The following is a 23,352-nucleotide window of genomic DNA, read 5'->3' on the forward strand; positions in this document are numbered from 1 at the left end:
TGTTCCGACTCGGGACACAGGCGCGCCGCAGAACCGGGCGGCCAGGAACGCTTGGCTCAAAAAGAAAAACCCCCGGGGCGAAGGTCCGGGGGTTTCTCGGGGTACTGTTCCCCGGCCGAAGCCGGGGAGGCCTTGCAGGGTAAGCGGGACTTAGAAGTCCATGCCGCCCATGCCGCCCATGCCACCCGGCATGGCCGGGGCAGCGGGCTTGTCTTCGGCCAGTTCGACCACGGCGGCTTCGGCCGTCAGCAGCAGGCTGGCGACGGAGGCAGCGTTTTGCAGGGCGGTGCGGGTCACCTTGGTGGGATCCAGCACGCCTTGCTCGACCAGGTCGGTGTACTCGCCGGTCGCGGCGTTGTAGCCGTAGTTGCCCTTGCCGTTCAGCACGTTGCTGACCACGACGCTGGCTTCTTCGCCGGCGTTCGTGACGATGGTGCGCAGGGGCTCTTCCACAGCGCGCAGGATCAGCTTGATACCGGCGTTCTGGTCAGGCGTGTCGCCCTTCAGGTCAGCGATAGCTTGCTTGGCACGCAGCAGAGCCACGCCGCCACCAGCCACGACGCCTTCTTCCACAGCAGCGCGGGTAGCGTGCAGGGCATCTTCGACGCGGGCCTTCTTTTCCTTCATTTCGACTTCGGTGGCAGCGCCAACGCGAATCACGGCAACGCCGCCGGCCAGCTTGGCCACGCGCTCTTGCAGCTTTTCACGGTCGTAGTCGGACGTGGCTTCTTCGATCTGGATACGGACTTGCTTGACGCGAGCCTCGATCGACTTGCTGTCGCCAGCGCCGTCGATGATCGTGGTGTTTTCCTTGCCCACTTCGATGCGCTTGGCTTGGCCCAGTTCAGCCAGGCCGGCCTTTTCCAGCGACATGCCGGTTTCTTCGGAGATCACCGTGCCGCCCGTCAGGATGGCGATGTCTTCCAGCATGGCCTTGCGGCGGTCGCCGAAGCCCGGGGCCTTGACGGCGGTGGTCTTCAGGATGCCACGGATGTTGTTCACCACCAGGGTGGCCAGCGCTTCGCCTTCGACGTCTTCGGCGATGATCAGCAGCGGACGGCTCGACTTGGCGACTTGTTCCAGCACGGGCAGCAGGTCACGGATGTTGCTGATCTTCTTGTCGAAGATCAGGACAAACGGGTCTTCCAGCACGGCAACTTGCTTTTCCGGGCTGTTGATGAAGTAGGGCGACAGGTAGCCGCGGTCGAATTGCATGCCTTCGACGACGTCCAGCTCGTTTTCCAGCGACTTGCCGTCTTCGACGGTGATGACGCCTTCCTTGCCGACCTTGTCCATCGCGTCAGCGATGATCTGGCCGATGGACGAATCGCTGTTGGCCGAGATCGAGCCGACTTGAGCGATTTCCTTGCTGGTCGTGACCGGCTTGGATTGCTTCTTCAGTTCGGCGACGGCGGCGGCGACAGCCTTGTCGATGCCGCGCTTCAGGTCGATCGGGTTGAAACCGGCGGCAACGTACTTCAGGCCTTCCTGAACGATGGCCTGGGCCAGCACGGTGGCGGTGGTGGTGCCGTCACCGGCGTTGTCGGAGGTCTTGGAGGCAACGTCCTTGACCAGTTGGGCGCCGATGTTCTCGAACTTGTCCTTCAGTTCGATTTCCTTGGCGACGGACACGCCGTCCTTGGTCACGGTCGGGGCGCCGAACGAGCGCTCCAGCACGACGTTGCGACCCTTGGGGCCCAGGGTGGTCTTGACAGCGTTGGCGAGGACATTCACGCCGCGGACGATACGCACACGGGCGTCGTCACCGAACAATACTTGCTTGGCAGCCATTTGTTAGCTTCCTTCGAAAATTCGTTTGAGGCAGGGTTTACTGGACCACGGCGAGGATTTCGTCCTCGCGGATGACGAGCAGCTCTTCGCCGTCAACCTTCACGGACTGGCCGGCGTACTTGCCGAACAGAACCTTGTCGCCAGCCTTCAGGTCGACCGGCAGAATCTTGCCGTCTTCGGTCTTCTTGCCGGGGCCGACGGCCACGACTTCACCCTGGTCGGGCTTTTCAGCGGCGCTGTCGGGGATGACGATGCCCGACGCAGTCTTGCGCTCGTTTTCGAGGCGTTTGACGATCACGCGATCGCCCAGGGGACGCAAGGCCATGAGGAACTCCTGTTACTTAAGAAGAAAGTGAATGATCGGGTTGGCCCGGGAGACTGTTAGCACTCACCGGAGTCGAGTGCTAATTATAGGGATGATGTGGTGGGGTTCAAGGGGGCGAGGGTGGGCTGTTACATCTTGGGGGGGCAGCAGGTGGGTCTGAAGAATGTAACTGCGCAGAGCGTCCCCCGTTGTCGATGTCGAAATTCATCCAACTTGGGATTTACGTCATCCAGTTTGGGAATCGAGAATTTTCGATATACAAGCGCTGGCGCGGCCTCCAGCCCGATTTCGCCCTGGAGGTCCGATTTCCTGTGTCACAGTAGGGCGATCCGCCGTTCTCCCGGTATGGTGCCTTTGCCTGCGGCTAGCACTGCGACGCGTCAAACGACGCCCGCCAGGACCTGCTTTGGCCGTGTACGCCAAAGACGGCTGTCAAACCACGGTCGTTCTCTACCTGGTCTGCTATTGGACGACGGGCCGCTTCCGACCCGTTGCGGTCACTGGTTGAACTGGGTTTTTTTACTCTAAGGCCGGTCAGGCGAGACTCGCGAAGACGAGATCTTTTTGACCTTGTGTTGGAGGGCTATGCCGACCGCCTGGCAGATCAAGGATCACTTCCGTTTAAATAGACAGTAAATGAACTCTTGGCTGGTCCCGAACGGTGTCAGATGGGATTCAAGTCGACTGTCAAGCAGATCGAAGCCCGATTCAAACTCTGCATGGAGGCTCTCGGCATCGTATTGCCTGGTATCGAATCCGCTACATTTGAGAGGACCTGAAGGGCCAAATGTAGCGACGATGGCATAGCCATCAGCCTTCAATGACTGTATCGCTCGCGTCACGTATGCTTCACGATCCGCTCTGTCAGTCAAGAAATGGAATACCGCACGATCGTGCCAAACGTCATAGCGAGACTTGGGCAGAGAGGCAACGGTCAAATCTGCAACCATCCATTCCACGCTCATTGACCTTGGTCCTAACCGTGCTCGCATCGCTTCAACGGCGTGCTCGGAGATATCCAGCACAGTCAAGTGCTCGTAACCGAGAGCCAGTAAGTCATCCGCCAATGTGGCCTCACCGCCGCCCACATCGATAATGGCGGACTCTGGCGCCGAAGCCACTTGCTGGATCATGTGCAACGACGTGTCCAGATGAGCGGCGTACCAACTCACCGCATTCGGGGATTTGGTGCGGTAGATATTGTCCCAGTGGTTCTTGTCGCTCATGCCTGGTTCTCCATCGATGTTGGCGAAGTTACAGCCCGGCTTGCGCCCCTTGGAGCGCACGCTAGTCCTGCGCCGTACCCGACACCACGACGTCCTCGTCGAAGTCAATGATCAGAGGGTCTCGCCCGCAGGATCGAATGAATCGGACGAGCTCGTTGGGATGTATCCCGGTGCTCCGCGTGTTGACGAGTGGATGAAAGTTCACCTGCGTCGCTTGCATGAGCTGGGCATCAATTACCGCCGTGACGGCGGCAGCGGAGTCGTTGATCAAACCGAGGGGAGTCAGGGCGCCGGGCGCGACTCCAAGATACTCCATAACGCTTTTGCCGGATGCAAATGCCAATTGCCCTCGCGCGCCCAACCGCTTGTGCAACGTCTTGAGCGCGAGTTGTCGGTCCTCGTGCACGCTCAGCAGAAAGTGTTTTCCCTTCTTGTCCCTGAGCAGCAGGTTCTTGGTAAAGGTTCCTGACATTGAACCGCGAAGAGCCTTGCCTTCGTCGATCGACTGATGAGCAGGGTAGTCAACGGTTTGCGCCTTTATTCCTAGCTCAGTAAGACGGTCGTAAAGGCGCATCTGAGCGCTCGAAGTTCCGCCGGAAGTCGGGTGCGTCATGCCGATTTTCCTCCGAGAGAGCCAGAGGTGCGACGCGCACCCTTCATCCCATGCCACATCAAAACGGCAGCTGCCGCCGCCAGCCAGGGGAGCAGCAGCTCGTTGAGTGTCTGCCACCCGAACCTTTGGAGCAGTCCCGCAGCGCTGAACGAGCATGCAAGGCCGACCGCGAAAATGGTCATGTCGTTGGTGGCTTGGGCCCGGCTTTTCTCCGCCGGCGTGTAGGTCGTCGTCAAGAGCGTGGTTCCGCCGATGTACAGGAAATTCCAGCCCACTCCCAGCAGCACCAGCGCGCCTGCAAACGAATAAAAAGAGGTGCCCGTCCAAGTCATGAAAACGTGGCTGGCCAAGAGGGCAATGCCGACCAACATGATCCGGATCACGCCAAATCGGGCAATGAGCGATCCGGTAAAGAAAGAAGGCAGGAACATGCCCAGGACATGCAACTGGATCACCGTCGACGCGGTCGAGAGTTCATGGCGGTGGTGAACCATGGCGAGCGGAGTCGCGGTCATCGCCAGGATCATGATCCCGTACCCTGTGACCGCTCCGAACAATGCGACCAGATAGGCGGGTTGGCTCACGATGGTCCACCAGCTTCGACCTTTTGTTGTATCCACGTGGTCGACTTGCGAATTGGGCATGCGCAACGCCGTCAGTACGCAGGTCGCCACAAAAGAGATTGCCGCCAGGATGAGGAATGATCCGGTGTAGACCGGTTGCAGCAAAGGGCCGCCATATCGAGCCAGCGTCGGCCCGAGCAGGGCCGCCACGATGCCGCCGCCCAGCACAAGGGAAATGGCGCGCGGGCGGAACTTCTCATCAGCGACCTCACTGGCTGCGAACCGGTAGAACTGGGCGAACGCCTGGTAAGCGCCTACGAGAAACGTTCCAGCGGACAGGATCGGTAGCGATGCCAGCCATACGCCCAGGGCGGCAATCAGCCCGCCCAGGATTCCCAGCGCGGACCCGGTGAGAAAGCCTGTCCGCCGGCCCGCCTTCGCCATCCAGGACGATGCGGGAAATGTGGTTATCGCCGTCCCGAGGAACATGGCTGCAATTGGCGTCGTCGCCAATTCGGGACGGGAGGCGACGAGCCCGCCCGCGAGTCCGCCCACGGTCATTACCAGGACGGACGCGGTTTGAAACAAGGCTTGTGCCGTCGCCAGGATGAACACCTGACTATGCATAGAGTGGCCGCTCATCGGCTTGAATTCCATACTGCAACTGATCAAATTCTGCTCACGAACGCCTCACCCCTGAAAGGCGAAGCGGACGTCAGCGCGTGGTTGGCAGTGTGATCGACCCTGATTTATTATTCAAACGAATAATCTAATCACGCAACCTCAAAAAATTTAATGGAAAGAATTCCTGTCGACGTACGTCATCTGCAGACCCTGGTCGCGCTGCGAGACAGCGGAAGCGTGTCAAAGGCGGCAAGCTGGCTGCGGCTGACGCAAGGGGCGCTATCCCATCACATCAAGTCGCTCGAAGACTTCTATGGGGTGCAGCTGTTCATCCGAAAGTCGTCGCCCGTGGTGTTTACGCCGGCCGGCAAGCGACTCCTGGAGGCGGCAGATGCCGTTTTGCCGATCCTTCATCAGACAACGCGCGATCTGACCCGCCTGGCAAAGGGGGCAAAGGGTACTTTGCGGATCGCGCTCGAGTGCCACACCTGCTTTGACTGGCTGATGCCGGCAGTCGACGCATTTCGAGCGCGTTGGCCCGAAGTTGAGGTCGACCTCGTTTCCGGGTATCAGTCTGACCCCGTAGCGCTATTACACAAAGACCGCGCAGATGTGGCGTTGGTGTCATGCAAGGAGTCAGAGAGTGGTGTCGATTTTCACCATTTGTTCCGATACCGGCTCATGGCGCTGATGGCCAACGATCACCCGCTTGCGCAAAAGAAAGTGCTTCAGGCAGAAGACTTCGCGGGTGAAACGTTGATCACCTATCCCGTGCCGGACGACTCGCTGGATATCATCCGTCAGTTGCTCAAGCCGTCGGGCGTCGTTCCCAAGCGGCGAACGACTGAATTGACGGTTGCAATCCTGATGTTGGTTGCGACGAGTCGAGGAATTGCGGTTTTGCCGCGATGGGCCGTGCAAACCTATCTTCAACGGCAGTACGTCACTGCTCGTCCCATCACGCAAGCCGGTTTGACCGCGGATGTCTGGGCCGCGACTCTGGTTTCGGAAAGCGCAAAACCTTATTTGGTCGAGTTTTTGTCCCTGATCAGGGAGACAAGTGCCGCAACGTTGTCGGACTTGGTCGATATCTGACCCAGGCATGCAGCCCACAGCTCGTCAAATCAAGATTGCCGTGATTTGAAGGCGTAAAACGAAGGCGGCGGCACGGCCTGAATCGAGAGCCAATCATCCTCTCTGTGCATGAAGACCGGGAAAGCAGCCTCGCGCGCATCTCGTCGCGGCACGGTGCGGCTGCTATGGGTGCGCTAAAAGGCCCTAATGACTGTCGGCTTCTGGCCGGTGGCAGACGTTCGTCAACCGCGTCTAGTTCACAGCCGTCGTAGGGTAGGGCAGGCGCTGTGGCATCGGGGCCTCGCGATGTGATGGTCCCCATCATCACCCAAGTTCAATGAACTTCGACACGTGGCTTGTAAAGGGTCAGCCGGCCGGAAGGCGCCGGCTTGCGCAACGGCGATCGGCGTTGCACCGACCGTCAGCGGGGGCGATGCGGCGCGTCAGCGGGAGGTTTCCGTATCGAAAACGTAGCCTGCGAATATGTAGTCTGACACCTTAAATGCGATGTACGGATCTACGCGGCTTTTGAGCCGAGGCCAGTGGTGGGAATCTCCCGCAACGCAGCTTCTGCTCGGGCCTATGCGACGGAATCGGCGAGGGGCAAACATACCGCATCCCTTTCCAGCGTTTCGATCAGTGCGTCGCGCATCAGCGCGACGGGTCGCACAAGACGGCCAGGCAGCACGCCATGCACGAGCCACACGCTCAGCCCGCTATTGAACTCCGGCACATCGACGATCTGCAGCGCATTGCGATGGGGGCTCCGCGCCAGCACTTCAGGCGCAGCGAGCCCGACGCCCAAGGCGCGCGCGACCAGCGACAACTGCAGTTCCGAACCGAACGCTTCGACAGCGACGTTGAACGGCAAACCTGCCGCAGACATGGCGCGGCTCAGTGCTGAACGCATTCCGCAACCGTCCTGGTTCAGCACCCAGGGATAGGCGGCTAGATCGGCGAGCGAGACGGGTTTGTCGGGCAGATTGAACGAGCGCGGCGCGACGACGACCGTGGGCTTATAGGCGAGAAGCGTTGACGTCAGGCCTTCCGGCAACGGCACGCCTTCAGGTAAAAGCACGACGACCGCGTCCGCCTTCGCCTTTTCGATGCCCTCCAGCAGTCCCGGCGACCAGCCCGCTGTCACGCGCAGCGTCAGATTCGGAAAGGCGGCACGCAGACGGTCGATGGGTTGCTCCAACGCCAGCTCAGACAAAAACGGCGGGACCCCGATCCTGAACTCGCCAGCCGGCTCGCTATCAGGCGACGCGACGGCCAGCAGGTCGTCGACCGCGCGCAGCACCGCGCGCGCAAGGCCATAGACGTCGCTTCCGGCCGCCGTCGGCTTGAGCGGCTTGCTCTGCCGGTCGAGCAACTCGATGCCGAGCATCGTTTCCAGATTCTGGACACGGCGCGTGAGTCCCGGCTGAGTCAGAAACAGCCTCTCTGCGGCCCGCACCATTGAGCCGTTTTCGACCACTGCCACGAAAGCCTGCAAGTCACGCGTGTTCATAAAACAATCTCGCATAAACATTATCAAGATAATTCAATTGTCGCATAACGTTCTCGTCCTTAGGATAGGCCACACCCGTACACCCGGAAGCCCAAACCCATGAGTCAACCCGCTGACACCTGCGCGCGCAAACTGCCCTCCGCTGCGCTGCCCTCACTGCAAGCGGATGCGTCCCCAGGCGGTGGCCTGACCGCGCCATTGACGATCTTTTTTGCCGCAGCCGTCGGCGTGATCGTCGTGAACCTGACGGCCGCGCAACCGCTGACGGGGCCTATCAGCCGAGCACTGGCTCTGCCGCCCGAGCTTGCCGGCGTGATTGCGATGCTCCCGCAACTCGGCTACGCCGCAGGCCTGCTATTGCTCGTACCGCTATGCGACCTCCTCGAAAATCGCCGCCTGATCGTCTGGACGCTCGCCTGCTGCGCGATGTTCCTCGGACTCGCGTCGCTCGCGCGATCGGGCTGGCTGTTCCTGGCATCGGTGTTCATGGCGGGGGCGACATCGAGCGTGATCCAGATGCTCGTGCCGATGGCGGCGTCGATGGCGCCTGAAAACCGGCGCGGACGCGCAGTCGGCAACGTGATGAGCGGCCTGATGCTTGGCATCTTGTTGTCGCGACCGCTCGCGAGCCTGATCGGTGGAACGTTTGGCTGGCGTGCGTTCTATGGCATCGCGGCCTTGGCCGACTCGCTGCTTGCAGTCGTGCTGCTGACGCGGTTGCCGAGTCACGCGCCGCACACCGCCGCTCGCTACCTGAACTTGCTGCGCTCGCTGTGGACCTTGCTGCGCACCGAACCCGTCCTACAGCGTCGCGCGACGCTTGCCGCGCTAGCGCTCGGTGCGTTCAGCGCGTTCTGGACAACCATCGCACTGCTTCTCGCCCAGCCGCCGTTTTCGCTGGGTATACAAGGCATTGCCGCCTTCACGCTGGCGGGTGCAACCGGTGCGATGGTGACGCCGCTCGCGGGCTACCTCGGCGATTGCGGCGCGGGGCGTGCGACACAAATCGCCGCGCATCTGGTGATGATCGCGGCGGTACTCGTGCTTGCGGTTGCCGGGGCGGGCTGGGGCGGGTTCTCCGCAGCCACGCATCCCGTCCTTGCACTCGCATTGCTGGTAGTCGGGGCGGCGGCGCTCGACGCCGGTGTGATCGCCGATCAAACGCTGGGCCGACGCGCGATCAACCTGATTAATCCGGCGGCTCGTGGCCGATTGAACGCGCTCTTTGTCGGCATCTTTTTCGTCGGCGGCGCAATTGGTGCTGCGCTGTCAGGCGCGGCATGGGCATGGGCGGGATGGAATGGCGTGTGCGTGGTGACACTGGCGTTCGCAATTGCCGTGTTTTTGTTCGGCTGCTTCGACCGTGCCGCGGAGTCAGGCCGTCAATGAAGTGGACAGTACAAAAATGTAGTCTGACACTTTAAAGAAACCTCGATCCGCGCTTCTGAGCCGGCTGGGCACTGGACGGTAGCCTTAAATGACACCTTAAATGCCCGGGCGCTTACCCTCAACCGCCATAGCATTGAGCGTAAGTAAAGTCGACCAGGCGCTTGTCTGAGGCATCCTGTGGCGTGGACGGCTCTACCTGGAAATGCCCGAACATATCGTCGTTGCAGATCCTCACGTTCTTGCGCTGCGTACCTTCCTGCAATACGCAGGCGCCGCCAAAACTGTGATTACTCCCAGCGACGCCAACCGGCAGATCAATCAGCTGGCTGCAACCGATGATTCGGCCGTTTTGCTTCTGATGCGCCAACGATTGGTTGAACGAATCAACACGGGCGTTGGGATCACGAATCGGCACAACATTGACGCATGCGCCACTAGCGGTTTGGTTGCCCGGCAGCTTGCAGTCTGAGTACACCTCGCCATTGGCAATATGTTTCTCATTACGCGCCAGCATGGCGATGCGGGTGGTGTATGCCTGCTGCAGGCAGGCGCTGTCTTGACAAATGTCACGAGCGTATTTGATCCAGTTGCGCTGTTCTTTAGCCAGCTCTTTCTTGCCATAGGCATCGGTTGCGGCCAGGGCTGTTTTGTAGGCCCCTTGCAATTTCCCATCCAGCGCGGATGTCTCGGCATCGCTACAGATCAACCTTTCCGTAGCGCTCACGGCCTTGTTGCAATCAAAACTAGCGGCTTGGGCGCCAGTCCATAGCGTTGCAAGGCCCAACGTAAAGAGAAGCGTCACCGCAGCGGTAGACCGTATCTTCAGTGCGTAAGCGGGTGGGCGTGTTGAATGCGGCTGGGTCATGATCCTGTCTTCTCAAGTGGTATGTCGATGATGTCTTGCGTACAGCACGACACATCTCCCTCGTGGCACGTCAAATCAGCTTGACCGAGCTGATGCACATCTCTGGTCTTGTGATCTTGTCGCTGGAGCATCAGAGGCATTCTTATTCCAATACCCGGCTCAGTTTTTACCAGATCCAGGCTGACGCCTGTGCCTTTACCAACTAAAGCGGCAGGCAGATCAAGGCGACCAGCCGGAAGGGGATGGTCAGAAACCAATCCGGGCCCGCCCAGAACGGCATGGCGCGGCCGGTTGGGCGTCGCGGTCGTAGACGCTGGGGATGCCCACCCCGAACGACTGGACCGAACCGGGATGCGGAACCCGCGCCACGGGCGTTGCCAGTCGCGTTGGCTGTGCATGATGTGGATGCGGCCGGAGGCGCGGTCCAGGAGCGTGCGCTGATGCCGGCGTTGCACCGACCGTAAGCAGGAGCGCTGCGGCGCGTCAGCAGGAGATTTCACTGTCGAAAAACGTAGCCTGGCACCTTGAATTCCCCGCATCGAAACTTTGATCAGGAGGTCGCCGGTAGTACCGAGGTCAGCACCTACGGTGCCTCGATCTCCTTTTTCTTCTGCTTTTCTTTGTCCTTTTTTTCTCCATCGTAGTGAGACTTGATGGCGAGAAACATGCCGGTGCCCAGCACGAGAAGCTTGAACGTACCGAAGATTACAGGGACCCAAAAATTCATCATTGCCTCAAAACGCTGCTTCAGGTGGGGAGTGGGGAGCGTGAGCGCCCTGCTCCCTGTAGACGGTCAAATTCTACCGCCAAATTCCATACAACCTGTTGAATGGTTCGTGTTGTATGGTTTTTATGGATTTTTATCGTTATAAAAATCCATACATAAGGGGAGGGGCCTCTCTTGTTCCATGCTTAAAAAAACAAACATGTCTGAAGTGAGGTCACCGGCGGCAGCCTGTGGCGCACGATGCCCCTCCATCTCCCCGCCGAGCGTCAGCGCGGCGCGGCACCGGTCATTCGATCCGGATGTTGCCGTCCTTGATCACCTTCGCCCACTTGTCATGCTCCGCCTGCACGAACGCGGCGAAATCGGCCTGGCTGCCGACTTTGGGTTCGCCGCCTTGCCGGCGGATCTGGTCCGCGACGGCGGGGGATGCGAGCAGTTGCTCGGTCTCGTCATGCAAGCGGGCCACGATGGCGGCGGGCACCTTGACCGGGGCGAACAGCGCGAACCAGCCTTCCACCGAATAGCCGGGCAGGCCGGCTTCGGCGATGGTCGGAACGTTGGGCAACAAGGGCGAGCGCTGCGCCGAGGTCACGCCAAGGGCGATCAGCTTGCCGGCCTGGATGTGCGGCAGGCACACGGGCAGGTTGCAGAACATCACCTGCACGCGGTTGCTCATCAGGTCCGGCAAGGGCTCGGCGCCACCTTTGTAGGGGATGTGCACCATGTCGGTTTTGGACAGGGACTTGAACAGCTCGGCCGACAAGTGCTGGCTGCCGCCCGCGCCGCTGGAGGCATAGCTGTAATTGTTGGCCTTGAGTTCTTCGATCAGGCCTTTGACGTCGCGCGCCTTGACCTGCGGGCTGACGACCAGCACGTTGGTCACCGAGGCGACGTTGGACACGGGCACGAAGGCCTTCATCGCATCGAATTTCAGGTTCGGGTACAGGCTGGGATTGATGGCATTGGTGCTGGCCGCACCCATCAGCAGCGTGTAGCCGTCGGGGGCGCTTTCCGCGACGTACCCCGCCCCGATGTTGCCGCCGGCTCCCGCCTTGTTCTCGACGACGATCGCGGCGCCCAGGCGCTCTGACAGGCCCGTGGCCACGACCCGGGCCAACTGGTCGGTGGCGCTGCCCGGGCCGAAAGGCACGATCAGGCGGATGGGCTTGTTCGGATACTGGGCGTCCGCGGCATGCGCGGACGGTGTGGCGGCCATGGTCAGAATGCCGGCCATCGTCAGGCCTGCGGCAAGTGCTGCCCTGCGGTGTTTCTGCATGAACATTGGTGTTCCCCTTGAGCGATGTGTGCGACGCCCGCGCTATCCCGCGCGTGGCGGCGAATTCATAGTAAGGAGCGCCTATTCATAGATCCAATACAAATACTCGCGCGTATTAAGACGAAAACCGACCTTATCTGCCGAGGGGGGATCGCGGTCGTCAGAGAGGTGTCTGGGCGCCATTCTCGCGCCAACTCGGGATCGGCGGGCACGGCAGGGCGTTCCGGTCGGATTGACTGCGCCCCGGCGTTGACAACGCATAACTGAAAAGTTATAAATTAATCCATAACTTCTTGGCTATGAAATGGATGAGATCAGCGTATGGATAGGGAGCCGGCTCGTGTTCTGTTTGCCGCCTTGGGCGATTCGACCCGGCGGGCGATTTTTCAGCAGCTCACGCTTGAGGGTGAGCTGACGGTCGGCCGCTTGACCGATCACGCCGGCATTTCCCAGCCGGCCGTCTCGAAACACCTGGCGGTGCTGCGGCACGCCGGACTGGTGGAGGGGCGCAAGGAAGGGCGCGAAACGTACTACCACGCCACGTCGCAGGGGCTGGCCCCTTTGGTCGACTGGCTGCAAGTCTATGGCGTCTTCTGGCGTGACCGGCTTGATGCCTTGTCCGATGTGCTGGACAGGATGGACACATGATGGCGGCGCAAGATTCGCACAGCCTGGTGTTCAACAGGACCTTGCGGCATCCGCCAGAAAAAGTGTGGCGCGCGCTGACGCAGTCGTGGCTGATAGAAGAATGGCTGATGGCGAACGACTTCGTCGCCGAGGTCGGCCATCGTTTCACCGTGCGCGCGGCGCCGTTGCCGGGATGGTCGGGCATCACGCACTGCCAGGTAGTGGCGGTGGAGTCGCCGCGATTGCTGGCCTATCGCTGGGGCGATGGCACCGAGTCGGCCAGCGGCTTGCAAACCACGGTCACGTGGACGCTGACGCCCGAAGGGGGCGGCACGCGGTTGCGCATGGAGCAGTCCGGCTTTCCGTCGCCAACCGCGCTCAGCTATGTGCGGCTGGGCCAGGCGTGGGCACGCTTTCTCGACAGGCTCGATAGCGTCGTGTCTCGCATCAACGACTGATCACTCGTTTTTTTTCTTTTCGGGGGCTGGCTGTCGGCCCTCGTGGCCAAGCTCGTCCTGCAAAAACGTCAGGCGGGAATTGTTTACGGAGCAATGCATGTCGAACGTCCTGATCGCAGTCATCTATCACAGCACCTACGGCCACACAGCCAGGCAGGCGCACGCCGTGCGGGCCGGTGTGGAACGGGTCGAAGGCGCGCATGCGCTGCTGCTGACCACGGAACAAGCCCAGGGCCGTTGGGATGACCTGGCACGGGTGGACGGCCTCATCTTTGGAACGCCCACCTATATGGCCAGCGTTTCCGCGGCGTTCAAGGCCTTTCAGGAAGCCACTTCGCCCGCCGTGCTGTCCAAGGGCGCCGCCTGGCAGAACAAGCTGGCCGCCGGGTTCACGAACTCCGGCGCGCACGCGGGCGACAAGCTTGCCACGCTGATTCAGCTTGCCTTGTTTGCCGCCCAGCATGGCATGCACTGGATCAACATGGCCTTGCCCCCGGCCAACAACTCGGCGACCGGGTCCGAGCGTGACTTGAATCGCCTGGGATTCTGGCTGGGTGCCGGCGCGCAATCCAACGTGGACCAGACCGCGGACACGGCGCCGCCGGAATCCGACCTGGAAACGGCGAGCCATCTGGGGCAACGCGTGGCACAGGTGGCGCTGCAGATGGCTCGCGGCCGGGCAAATCAATAACCCAGCGCCCCGCCGGCAGGGGCCCGGTTGTCGTGGCCGCCGAAGATCAGTCCGCGTTTTTCGTCCACCACGATGGCGTCGGCGACGCTCCAGTTTTCTTCCGTCGTGAAGCGGTGGCCCATCTTTTCGAGCATGGCCTGGGTGTCGGGCGACAAGGCGCCGGCTTCCAGGTAGGCCGTGTCCGGCAGCCACTGGTGATGGATGCGCGGGGCGTCGACGGCGGCCTGCACGTCCATGCCGTAGTCGATGACGTTGAGGATGGTCTGCAAGGTGGTGGTGATGATGCGCGGGCCGCCGGGGCTGCCGGTCACCATGAATACCTTGCCGTCCTTGAGCACGACCGTGGGCGTCATGGAACTGAGCGAACGCTTGCCCGGTGCAATGGCGTTGGCCTTGCCTTGAATCAGGCCGAACACATTGGGCGCGCCCACCTTGGCCGTGAAGCCTTCCATGGTGTCGTTCAGGAAGAAGCCGGCGTCTCCCGCGACTTTGCCCGTGCCGAAACGCAGGCCCAGCGAGTAGGTGACAGAGACCGCGTTGCCGGCCTTGTCGACGATGGAGTAATGCGTGGTGTGGTTGCCTTCCTTGACCGGCACGCCGCCCTTGATGTCGGACGAAGGGGTGGCGCGGGCCGGGTCGATACTGGCCAGGACCTGTTTTGCATAGGACTTGGAAATCAGGTTGTCGACCGGATTCTGGACGAATCGCGGATCGCCGAGTTCGACGTTGCGATCGGCGAAGGCGCGGCGCAAGGTTTCGATATAGAGATGCGTGCTGGCCGCCGACCGCAAGCCCATGTCCTTGAGCGACACGTTCTCAAGCACGTTCAGGCTCTCGCACAGCGAGATGCCGCCTGAACTGGGCGGGGCGGCCGAAACCAGGGCATAGCCCCGGTAGTTGCAGTGAATGGGCTTGTAGACCAAGGCCTTGTATTGCGAGAAGTCTTGCGCGGAAAAGATGCCGCCGCCCGCCTTGCTGGCGCGCACGGTTTCGTCGGCGATCCAGCCGCCGTAGAACGACTGCGGCCCTTGGTCCGCAATGGTTTGCAGGGTCTTGGCCAGCGCGGGCTGGCGGAAGCGTTCGCCGGCGCGGTAGGGGCGGTCTCCGTTCATGAAATACTTCTTGGCGTAGGTATCCGTCTTGGCGAACGTGGTCAGCAGATCGGCGTGCGCGACGACGTCGTCCCACTGGGTCAGCACATAGCCATCGCGCGCCAGCGCCACGGCGGGCATCACCAGCGATTTGCTGGGCAGGCTGCCGAAGTGTTCGCGCGCATATTCCAGCCCGGCGACGGTGCCGGGCACGGCGGCCCCCAGCCAGGACCGCGACACCGCTTCCTTGCGGACGTTGCCGTCCTTGTCCAGGTACATGTCGGCGCTGGCGGCCAGCGGCGCGGCTTCGCGGAAATCGACCATGGTCTCGCGGCCATCGGCCATGCGTATGACCAGGAAGCCGCCGCCGCCGAGGTTGCCGGCCTGGGGCAGGGTGACGGCCAGCGCATAGCCCACGGCTACGGCGGCATCCACGGCGTTGCCGCCTTGTTTCAGTACATCCACGCCGACCTGGCTGGCCAGCTTGTGGGCGCTGACCACCATGCCATTTTCTCCTTGGGCAGGGGGTGGCGATACCGCCTGTGCGGGTACGGCAAGGAACAGCGCGCCAGCGCTGGCAATGGACGCGAACAGCGGACTACGGGTCGGGCCGTGCATGCAATGTCTCCTGATTATTATGGGTGTCGGCGCGTCCGGCGAGGGACGCTCCGCACACCCATTCTGGAAGCCTGCCGGGCGGGCCACAAGCGAAAAAAAATCCCGACGTCATTCCATGGCGGCATGCTGCGGCGCAAAAGCGGCTGGGGGCCGGCTACCTGGCAGCGCGGTGTGGCCCGTGGCAATCATCAAGGTGTCAGGCCAACACAAGGCGGCAGGTCAGGCGCCCGCCCACACCGTCGGACGACGCGCATGCCAAGGCATCGTTTGCTCCAATTGTCCGGCCAGGCGCAGCAGCACGTCCTCGCGGGCAAAGGCGGCTGCGAACTGCATGCCGATGGGCAGGCCGTTGCTGGCGGCGGTTGCCATGGGGACGGACATGGCGGGCGTGCCGGCGACGTTGAATAGCGGGGTGAACGGCGAGTGCTGAAAGACGCGCGAGGTCCATTCCAGGCCATTCATTTGCGCCGCGCCGGCGCTGTACGTGCCCAGCGGCTGGGGCAATTGGGGCAGGGTCGGCGTCATCAGCACATCGACACGCTCGAACCAGCTGGCCACCGTCCGGGCCACGCTGTTGCGCACTTCCAGGGCGCCGGCGAAGTCGGATGCGCGTGCCTGTAGACCGTAGGCGTAGCAGGCCAGCGTCGAAGGCTCCAAGGTGCTGGCATCGATGCGGCGGCCGGTGGCCGACGCCAGGCCGTCGATCCAGCGCACCAGGGTGGCGCACCAGATCTGCGCGTTGGCATGCACGAAGGCTTCCCAGGACACGCCCAGGTCGAAGGACGCTTCTTCGATCTGATGGCCCTGCGCTTGCAGGTGCAAGGCCGCAAGCTGCGTGGCTTGCGCGATCTCGGCATCTACCGCGCCGGCATTCCAGGGCGTGCGCAGCAGGCCGATTCTCAAGCGCCCCGGGTCGCGGCCGACCTGCGCCAGAAAACGCTCGGCGGGTGCCGGTGTGTAGTAGGGATCGCCAGGTGATTGGCCCTGTATGGCGTCCAGCAGGGCGGCGCTGTCGCGCACCGTGCGGCTCAGGCCCAGCTGCACGCCGAAACCGGCGAACACTTCGTCCAGGCCGGGGCCGTTCGAGCTGCGCCCGCGTGTGGGCTTCAGTCCGAACAGTCCATTGAACGCGGCGGGCACGCGGATGGAACCGGCTGCGTCGGTGGCATGTGCGAGGGGCACGATGCCTGCCGCGACGGCGGCGCCCGCGCCGCCGCTCGACCCCCCGGCGCTGAGCAGCGGATTCCAGGGATTGCGAGTCGGCCCCACCAGCGCCGATTCGGTTTCGGTGCTGAAGGCCATTTCGGGAGTGGTGGTGCGGCCGATGGTCTGCAAGCCAGCGGCCTTGAATCGGCCCATCAAGTACGAGTCTGCCGGGGCGACCAGGCCGGCGGCCAACCGGCTACCCAGCTCGCTGCGCCGCCCCGCGTACGAGACGGCCAGATCCTTGATGAGAAAGGGCACCCCCGCCAGCGGTCCGGTCGCCGGGGGGGGGGCAACGTCTGGCTGCCAGTGTTCGATGACCGCATTCAGGCGCGGATTCACCGTGTCGATGGCCGAGGCTGCCAAGGCGGCCAGCTCGGCGGCGCTGACGTCGCCGCTGGCAAGCAACTGCGCGAGGCCCACACCGTCGTGGGCGCTGTATTCGTTCAAATTCATGGCGTGCTCCAGAGTAGGGGTAGGGGAAAGATAGCGGCTGATGGCCAGTTTTATTAGCCCGTTTAAGTGGCAAGGATTGAGCCGTTCATGGGACAATCTGGCGATGAACCGCGATATGAACGACACGCTGGTGTTTGTGCGCGTGGTACAGGCCGGCAGCTTCACTGCCGCGGCCCACGCGCTGCAGATGCCCAAGACCACCGTTAGCCGACGCGTCATGGCGCTGGAACGCTTTATCGGTGCGCAGCTGCTGCGCCGCTCCACGCGGCGCCTGAGCCTGACCGAGGCGGGCGCCGTGTATTTCGAGAAGTGCAAGCAGGTGGCCGAAACACTGGAAGCGGCCGAGTCCGCCGTCCAGCAGCTGCGTGACGGGCCCCGGGGGTGGCTGCGCGTGACCTTGCCGTACTCGTTCGGCGTCAGCTGGTTTGCGCCATTGATTGCGGGCTTCAGAGCCCGTTACCCGGACATCCGGCTTGAGTTGCTGGCCTCACACGAGACGCTGGACCTGATCAAGGAAGAACTGGACGTGGCCCTGCGATTGGGCGCGCTGCCGGATTCCTCGCTGGTGGCACGCCGCCTGGGCGGTTTCCCTACAGGCATCTACGCCAGCCCGGCCTACCTTGAGCAGCACGGCTGCCCTGAAAGCCCTGATGATCTGGGCGATCACAAGGTGCTGTCCCTGCATCAGGGACAGCAGGACGTGGGGCATGTCTGGCCCCTGCGCCAGGGTAGCGGCCGGCTGCGCGGTTATCTGGTGAACCCGGTGGTGGTCGCGTCCGATCCGGCGCTGCTGCGCGATGCCGTGCTGGCCGGTGAAGGACTGACCTTGGCGATGGACGCCAGCATGGCGGCCGATGTGGCCGAAGGGCGGCTGGTGCGGGTGCTTGCCCAATGGCAAGGACCCGTCCAGGAATTCCACGCCGTCACCCCGCGCGAGCGCTTGCCGTCACCGAAGCTCAAAGCCTTCATCGACTACCTGCGAGAAGCTATCCGGCAGTAGGCCGCTGCGGCAGGCGCAGCGGTGTGGCCTTGGGAATTTCGAGCGTGCAACGCTTAATGTTCCCGACAGGCATATCCGCCTACAGTAATGAGCGCATCGATTTCACGGTGCGATCTGGAGCGAGGCAATGAGAACAGGAAGATTCTTTTCGTACATCAAATGGGGAGTGCTGTGCGGGCCGTTGCTGTTGGCCGCGAACGGTTGCGCCACCCGCGAAGCCGCCAGTCCCCCGCCAGCGAAAGTGTCCAAGCTGGATGCGCCGGTGAAGCGGGTCGCGGATCAGGCGCTTGCAGTGACGGGGGCGGCTGGCGTGGGAGATCTTCCGCTGTATGCGTCGCTGGACATCGCGGCCCCGGCCCCGAAGGTCTCGACCGTGCTGATCGTGATCCACGGCACGCTGCGCAATGCGGATACTTACTTCGACACTGGCAAGAAAATCCTGTCGGGGGCCGGCAAGCCGGACGGCAGCGTGATGGTGGTGGCGCCGCAGTTTCTGACCGCGCCGGACGTCAAGCAATTCTCGATGTCGCCGCAGACCTTGATGTGGACGCAAGAGGGCTGGAAAAGCGGCGAGCCTGCCATCGGGCCGGCGCCAATCAGTTCATTCGAGGCGATGGATGCCTTGCTGGATCACTTTGCGGACAAGCGCCTTTATCCTGCCTTGCGCAATGTCGTCGTGATGGGGCATTCGGCGGGCGCGCAGATCGTTCAACGTTATGCCGTGGTGGGCCAGGGCGGCACGTTGCTGGCGCGCAAGGGCGTGCCCGTGCGCTTCGTGGTGGCGAACCCTTCCAGCTATCTGTATTTCAGCGACCAGCGGCCCAACCCTGCGCCCGCCGGCACGTGTCCCGCCGCGACGAAGTGGAAGTACCAGCTTGAGGGCGGGCCACCCTACGTGGCGTCGCAGAACGCCGACCAGGTCGAGGCCCGCTACGCCAGTCGGCGTGTGGAATACCTGTTGGGCCAGGCGGACACCGATCCCTATACCCACTTCATCGATCGTTCATGCGGCGGCATGGCGCAAGGCCCCAACCGGCTGGAACGCGGTCTTGCCTATTTCGACTACCTGAAGAGCCGGCATCCCGCGGGGCTGAATCAGCGCGTCGTGCAAGTGCCTGGGGTGGGCCACAACAACCTGGGGATGTTCACGTCGGTGTGCGGGATGGCCGTGCTGTTTGATCGTCCCGTGCCGGCGAGTTGTCCGGTGCTGGGGCGGCCCGGGCCGCGCACCAACGCTGTGTCGCCGCCGAGCCGGTGACCGCCAGGATGATCGGCACCAGGAAAGCCTGATCGACCCGTGTGAATTCCAGGATCAGGACGATGGCGGTCAGCGGCATGCGCATGGACGCCGCCAGGAACGCCGCCGCGCCCACCACGGCGTAGGCGCCTGGCGGCGCGTCGGGCCAGATCAGGTTCCAGGCCGCGCCCAGTACGACCGCCAGCAAGGCGCCGATGGCGATGCCTGGGGTGAGCAGGCCGCCGGAGGCGCCCGCGCGCAGCGAACCGCTGGTGATGGCCACTTTCAGGACGAGCAGCAGGGCGGCCATGCCCAGCGTCAGTTCGCTGCTGAAGCCCAGTTGCGCCGGACCCTTGCCGTTGCCCAGCAGGGCCGGCAGAAAGATCGCCAGGACGCCGATCAGGGTGAAGTTGACGAACGCCGCGACAGGCAACTGCCATCCGCGCGCGGCCTGGCGCCGGGCGGCTGAGGTCAACTGCACGAAACCATGAGCCGCCACGCCGAAGAGGGGACCCGCCAAGACGGCCCAGACGATCAGGCTGGCGCCGGCGGTCATCGACGGCACCGCGTACTGGATTTCGTTGCCCAGGCCGATCCACGCGATGACGGCGCCGATGCAGCAGGTCACCAACGCGACGGCGGCGGCGGGCCACGCAAACGTACCCAGCAACACTTCCAGCACGAACAGCGCCGCGCCCAGCGGCACGTTGTAGACGGCGGCCAGGCCTGCGCCCGCGCCGCACGCCACGATCAGGCGGTGTTGGTCGGCCGGCAGGCGCAGCCATGTCGACACGCCGCTTGCCGCCAGCGCGCCGACTTCTCGGGGCGCGACTTCGCGGCCCAGCGGCGAGCCCAGCCCCACCGTGATGATCTGCAAGAGGGCATGCGCCAAGGTGGTCTTGGCCGGCATGCGCGCGGCCGGGTCCTGCACGGCCTGCGTCACGCTGATGAGCGGCCTGCCGAACCGGTAGATCAGCCACCAGCCCAAGCCGGCCACCAGACCGCACAGCATCAGGACGGCCAGGCGCCGACGGTCGCTGGCGCCTTGCACGCCTTGCAGGAAGGTCTCGGGGCCGACGATGCGATCCAGGCTGTAGCCGTAGGCCAGGTGCTGCACGGCGTGCAGCAACATGCCCAGCAGCATGCCGCCCAGGCCGGCGGACACGCCGGTCAGCAGGATGGCGAGCAGCAGGCGTGTACGAGCGGTCTGATCGTCGGCAGGCGTGTGTTTCATGCCAGGAGCGGTTCCTGTCGGTGGCGGATGAGGGCGCCAGGGGCGGTTGATGATGGACGGTAGGCCAGGCGGCGTCAACGAATCGTTAAGAGCCGCGTTGCTTCAGGGCGGGACACTTGCGCAATCGCGGCGCCGCGAACTCGATGAAGGACTTCACCCGGGCGGGGGCCTTGCCGCCGCCGACATAGACCAGATGCACGGGCACCAGTGCGGGTTCGTAGTCGGTCAGAATGGCTTGCAGCCGTCCCTGCGCAAGCAGGTCCTGCACCTGGTAGGACAGGGCGCGGATGAGGCCATGGCCGGCCAGCGCGGCTTCGATCGCCACTTCCTGCGAATTCACGGTCAATCGAATGTCCGGTTGGGGCGGTTGGTATCTGCGTGAGCCGTTGGGGGCCGGGAACAGCCATTGGGCCATGCGCACGTCGTACGCCATGGCCACGGCGCGGTGCGCCGCCAGGTCGTTGAGGCTGCGGGGCTCGCCATGCCTGGCCAGATAGTCCGGCGAGGCCACCACCACGTGCCGCAGCGCGCCGACGTGAACGGCAGTCAGGCCGGAGTCGGACAGGTGGCCGATGCGCACCGCCACGTCGATCTCGTCGGCAACCAGGTTGAGCACCTGATAGGTGAACACCGCCCGCACGCGCATGGTCGGGTAGGCCGCGAGGTAGTCGAGCAGCAGGGGGGCGACATGCAGTCGGCCGAACGAGACGGGGGCGGTGATGGAGATTTCGCCTTCGGGCAGCGCCTGCGCGGTGCGGGCCGTCATTTCGGCCTGGCCGATCAGGGCCAGGATGCGGCGGGCGTCTTCGGTGAAGCGGATGCCGGCTTCGGTCAGGCGAACTTTGCGGGTGGTGCGTTCAATCAGGCGAACACCCAGTTGGCGTTCCAGGGCGGCGATGGTGCGTGTGACGGCCGGCGCGGAAATCGCCAATTGCCGGGCCGCCTGCGCGAACCCGCCGGCATCGGCCACTGCCACCACGACCCGCAGCTGTTGAATGTCCGTCATTGCAGAATGCGTAATTCTGAAATACCACCGGCAGGGATGTCCACGGGAAGCGGCCTTGGCAATAATGGCTGCGAAGGCAATCTGATTCTATCGCTATCAGGCGCGGCCGCAACCCTCAGGCCAGCGCGCCCAGGAGGACGTCATGAAAGTGATCAACCTGACCGAAGGCATGCGTTTTGGTATCGGGGTGGATGGCCTGACCGAAGAGGCCCGCGCCACGGCCATCGATTTCGAGGCGGTCGTGCAGGGCAGTGATGGCCAGGGCGGGCAGTTCGTCACGTCGGATGTGCGCATCATCGAATCGCAAGAGGCGTTGATGGAATCGATGAATCTGTCGGTCGCCGCCAGCGTGCATTACCTGCCGGTGGGCGAGGCCAACGCCAAGTTCTCGTTGGCGCAGCAGCATTCGGTGAATCATTATTCGCTCTACATCCTGTTTTCGGCGAGTGTGCGCAATGCGCCCCGCCATATGTCGGGCGCACGGTTGACGCCTGCCGCCGCCCAGGCCTATCGCAATGACCCCGAAGACTTTCGCCTGACCTACGGCGACTATTTCATCGACGAGGTCCACAGCGGCGGCGACTTCTACGGCGTGTTCGTGTTCGAGACCTTCGACGACACCAGCCGCTCGGCGCTGAAGACATCGCTGGATATGTCGATAGGCAATTTCATGGCTGGCGGCGACATCAACATCGCGTTCCAGAACACCATCGAAGAGGCCAAGAAGCGATCGTCGATGCAGATTCGCGTGGTCATGGCGGGCGGGTCGGGCCAGGAGAATCCGACCAACATGCAGGAACTGAAAGAGCTGTACCGAACCTTCAACCAGGCGGTCAGGGATCATCCGGTGGATTTCAAGGGCACGCTCAAGGAATTCCGCTACCTGCCCATGCCGGCCGGCCCCAGCTGGGCCGAGCGCGCGGTGCGTGACGACACGATCAAGGAATGCGGCAAGCGCATCGTCGAGGGCATCGCGTTGCGGTCGCACCTGGATTTCATCCTGCGTTATCCCGAGCAGTTCGAGACGCCAGACATCGAGGCGCTCAAAGCGGCGTACCGTGACGTGGACGCGTTGCTACCCAAGCTGGCCGCTCGGGCGGGGGAGTGCTCGCGGGATCTGTCCCGCTGCTCGCTGGAGGGCACGCAGCCCGTGAGGATCGATCTGCCCAGGCGCAAGGAAGATGCGGGTGATCCGCTGCAGGTGAAGTGGCGGGACATTCTCGAACATGATGCACGGGCAGCCCCCTGGGTAGCCGAGGCCAATCTGAAGACGCCCCTGGCCAACTACGACCGCGGGCCGCGAGGCGGCCGCTACAAGCTGTTCGTGGGGTCGAACGGGCCCACGGGGGGGCCTGTTCTGGCACCCGGACCTGGGCGCGCACGTGGTGTACGGCGCGATATTCCAGGAATACCTCAAGCGAGGCCATTGCGAAGGCCCGCTCGGCTACCCCCGTACGGACGAGGCCACTATCGAAGGCATGCTGGCCGATGGGCTGGACCGGATCAGCATCTTCGAGCGCGGACAACTGTGGTGGGACCAGCAATCGGGCAAGGTGTCCGATCAACGGCCGCCCAGCCGGCTTCTGGTGAAACTCGATCTGCAGGACAAGGCGGTGAAGATGCAGGACGTCCTGAAGAACCCAGGACGCATCGCGATCCACCAGCTCGTTGCGCGCAATGCGCTGCGCCCGCGCTGACAGCGGCGTCGCCGTCATTCAAGCAGGACTTCGGCCCACTTGAGGAGCCTA

At 63.0% G+C, this 23,352-nt stretch carries 21 protein-coding genes; 8 read left to right on the top strand and 13 right to left on the bottom strand.

What is annotated here, in order from left to right:
* Window positions 1-150: 150 nt before the first annotated feature.
* The 5 genes from groL to AC3WMR_RS14560 form a co-directional block, all read right to left on the bottom strand.
* Window positions 151-1,791 (bottom strand): chaperonin GroEL, encoded by a 1,641-nt coding sequence (gene groL, locus AC3WMR_RS14540; protein ID WP_175191366.1) that lies wholly within the window; start codon window positions 1,789-1,791, stop codon window positions 151-153.
* Window positions 1,792-1,828: 37 nt separating this feature from the next.
* The gene (gene groES, locus AC3WMR_RS14545; RefSeq protein WP_006221616.1) at window positions 1,829-2,116 is read right to left on the bottom strand and encodes a co-chaperone GroES; all 288 of its coding nucleotides are present in this window, start codon (window positions 2,114-2,116) and stop codon (window positions 1,829-1,831) included.
* A gap of 611 nt (window positions 2,117-2,727) precedes the next feature.
* Window positions 2,728-3,342: a class I SAM-dependent methyltransferase gene (locus tag AC3WMR_RS14550; RefSeq protein WP_492264486.1), complete on the bottom strand. Its 615-nt coding sequence runs from the start codon at window positions 3,340-3,342 to the stop codon at window positions 2,728-2,730.
* Window positions 3,343-3,403: 61 nt separating this feature from the next.
* Window positions 3,404-3,955 (bottom strand): prolyl-tRNA synthetase associated domain-containing protein, encoded by a 552-nt coding sequence (locus AC3WMR_RS14555; RefSeq protein ID WP_492264485.1) that lies wholly within the window; start codon window positions 3,953-3,955, stop codon window positions 3,404-3,406.
* Window positions 3,952-5,175 (bottom strand): MFS transporter, encoded by a 1,224-nt coding sequence (locus tag AC3WMR_RS14560; RefSeq protein WP_492264484.1) that lies wholly within the window; start codon window positions 5,173-5,175, stop codon window positions 3,952-3,954. The genes AC3WMR_RS14555 and AC3WMR_RS14560 overlap by 4 nt, the downstream gene beginning before the upstream one ends.
* A 138-nt stretch (window positions 5,176-5,313) precedes the next feature.
* Between AC3WMR_RS14560 and AC3WMR_RS14565 the strand changes: the two genes are divergently transcribed.
* Window positions 5,314-6,237 carry a LysR family transcriptional regulator gene (locus tag AC3WMR_RS14565; protein ID WP_492264483.1) on the top strand — a complete coding sequence of 308 codons (924 nt, stop codon included), beginning with the start codon at window positions 5,314-5,316 and terminating at the stop codon, window positions 6,235-6,237.
* A 559-nt stretch (window positions 6,238-6,796) separates the two neighbouring features.
* Here AC3WMR_RS14565 and AC3WMR_RS14570 read toward each other — a convergent pair.
* Entirely contained in the window at window positions 6,797-7,726 is a 930-nt protein-coding gene (locus AC3WMR_RS14570; RefSeq protein ID WP_492264482.1) for a LysR family transcriptional regulator, read from the bottom strand.
* A gap of 99 nt (window positions 7,727-7,825) precedes the next feature.
* On the opposite strand from AC3WMR_RS14570, the gene AC3WMR_RS14575 reads away from it, so the two are divergent.
* Window positions 7,826-9,115, top strand: a complete 1,290-nt coding sequence (locus AC3WMR_RS14575) for an MFS transporter (RefSeq protein WP_492264481.1) — start codon at window positions 7,826-7,828, stop codon at window positions 9,113-9,115.
* Window positions 9,116-9,233: 118 nt separating this feature from the next.
* Here the strand turns inward: AC3WMR_RS14575 and AC3WMR_RS14580 are convergent, their stop codons facing one another.
* The gene (locus AC3WMR_RS14580; RefSeq protein ID WP_492264480.1) at window positions 9,234-9,980 is read right to left on the bottom strand and encodes a lysozyme inhibitor LprI family protein; all 747 of its coding nucleotides are present in this window, start codon (window positions 9,978-9,980) and stop codon (window positions 9,234-9,236) included.
* A gap of 1,013 nt (window positions 9,981-10,993) precedes the next feature.
* Window positions 10,994-11,989, bottom strand: a complete 996-nt coding sequence (locus AC3WMR_RS14585) for a Bug family tripartite tricarboxylate transporter substrate binding protein (RefSeq protein ID WP_492264479.1) — start codon at window positions 11,987-11,989, stop codon at window positions 10,994-10,996.
* A gap of 315 nt (window positions 11,990-12,304) precedes the next feature.
* On the opposite strand from AC3WMR_RS14585, the gene AC3WMR_RS14590 reads away from it, so the two are divergent.
* The 3 genes from AC3WMR_RS14590 (at window position 12,305) to AC3WMR_RS14600 (ending at window position 13,759) form a co-directional block, all read left to right on the top strand.
* Window positions 12,305-12,631 (top strand): ArsR/SmtB family transcription factor, encoded by a 327-nt coding sequence (locus tag AC3WMR_RS14590; RefSeq protein WP_492264478.1) that lies wholly within the window; start codon window positions 12,305-12,307, stop codon window positions 12,629-12,631.
* The gene (locus AC3WMR_RS14595) at window positions 12,628-13,068 is read left to right on the top strand and encodes an SRPBCC family protein (RefSeq protein ID WP_492264477.1); all 441 of its coding nucleotides are present in this window, start codon (window positions 12,628-12,630) and stop codon (window positions 13,066-13,068) included. Before AC3WMR_RS14590 ends, AC3WMR_RS14595 begins: the two co-directional genes overlap by 4 nt.
* A gap of 97 nt (window positions 13,069-13,165) precedes the next feature.
* Entirely contained in the window at window positions 13,166-13,759 is a 594-nt protein-coding gene (locus tag AC3WMR_RS14600) for a flavodoxin family protein (protein WP_492264476.1), read from the top strand.
* Here AC3WMR_RS14600 and ggt read toward each other — a convergent pair.
* Window positions 13,753-15,468 (bottom strand): gamma-glutamyltransferase, encoded by a 1,716-nt coding sequence (gene ggt / locus AC3WMR_RS14605; RefSeq protein ID WP_492264475.1) that lies wholly within the window; start codon window positions 15,466-15,468, stop codon window positions 13,753-13,755. The genes AC3WMR_RS14600 and ggt overlap by 7 nt on opposite strands.
* A gap of 219 nt (window positions 15,469-15,687) precedes the next feature.
* Complete coding sequence (locus tag AC3WMR_RS14610; RefSeq protein WP_492264474.1) at window positions 15,688-17,127, bottom strand: amidase; 1,440 nt, start codon at window positions 17,125-17,127, stop codon at window positions 15,688-15,690.
* 103 nt (window positions 17,128-17,230) lie between these two features.
* On the opposite strand from AC3WMR_RS14610, the gene AC3WMR_RS14615 reads away from it, so the two are divergent.
* On the top strand, window positions 17,231-18,127 hold the full coding sequence (locus AC3WMR_RS14615) for a LysR family transcriptional regulator (protein ID WP_492264473.1): 897 nt from the start codon (window positions 17,231-17,233) through the stop codon (window positions 18,125-18,127).
* A gap of 127 nt (window positions 18,128-18,254) precedes the next feature.
* A complete protein-coding gene (locus AC3WMR_RS14620) occupies window positions 18,255-19,385 on the top strand; it encodes an alpha/beta hydrolase (protein ID WP_492264472.1) in 1,131 nt (376 codons plus the stop codon).
* On the opposite strand, the gene AC3WMR_RS14625 is transcribed toward AC3WMR_RS14620, so the two are convergent.
* From AC3WMR_RS14625 to AC3WMR_RS14635, 3 genes are all read right to left on the bottom strand, one after another.
* Window positions 19,273-20,598, bottom strand: coding sequence for a chloride channel protein (locus AC3WMR_RS14625; RefSeq protein ID WP_492264471.1), 1,326 nt, complete (start codon window positions 20,596-20,598; stop codon window positions 19,273-19,275). The two genes, AC3WMR_RS14620 and AC3WMR_RS14625, sit on opposite strands and share 113 nt — an antisense overlap.
* An 85-nt stretch (window positions 20,599-20,683) precedes the next feature.
* Window positions 20,684-21,604 (bottom strand): LysR family transcriptional regulator, encoded by a 921-nt coding sequence (locus AC3WMR_RS14630; protein ID WP_492264470.1) that lies wholly within the window; start codon window positions 21,602-21,604, stop codon window positions 20,684-20,686.
* A 115-nt stretch (window positions 21,605-21,719) separates the two neighbouring features.
* Window positions 21,720-22,592 carry a hypothetical protein gene (locus AC3WMR_RS14635; protein WP_492264469.1) on the bottom strand — a complete coding sequence of 291 codons (873 nt, stop codon included), beginning with the start codon at window positions 22,590-22,592 and terminating at the stop codon, window positions 21,720-21,722.
* 364 nt (window positions 22,593-22,956) lie between these two features.
* Between AC3WMR_RS14635 and AC3WMR_RS14640 the strand changes: the two genes are divergently transcribed.
* Complete coding sequence (locus tag AC3WMR_RS14640; protein ID WP_492264514.1) at window positions 22,957-23,301, top strand: LGFP repeat-containing protein; 345 nt, start codon at window positions 22,957-22,959, stop codon at window positions 23,299-23,301.
* Window positions 23,302-23,352: the final 51 nt, after the last annotated feature.

Source organism: Achromobacter sp. FW305-C-28 (genome assembly GCF_058783235.1).